The organism is Staphylococcus sp. EG-SA-2, assembly GCF_017152085.1.
In genome coordinates, this window is sequence record NZ_JACYHC010000383.1 from 1 (window position 1) to 245 (window position 245).

The 245-nt window shown below is 31.8% G+C and carries 1 pseudogene; it reads right to left on the bottom strand.

The annotated features are described in order from the left end of the window. A pseudogene (locus IDG60_RS03595) lies at positions 1–242 on the bottom strand (HAD hydrolase family protein); the annotation flags it as partial. Positions 243–245 lie beyond the last annotated feature (3 nt).

A 245-nucleotide genomic window follows, 5' to 3' on the forward strand; every position in this document is an offset into this window, starting at 1 on the left:
CTAACTCATACTTTTGAATTATTTTTAAGATATGGTGATATGTATCTGTATGAATTGGTTTGATAACAGAAATCTTTGATTGCTGTGAAATCATAGCACCATTTGCGCCAATTAATGTGTGCTGATGCAAATATAAGTTCATGACCATCATGTTGTAATTGTAACAATGTATCAATAATAGTCTGGTCAATTAATCGGCCGTCAAAACAAAGCGTACCATCAATATCAAAGACAAATCTCATCAA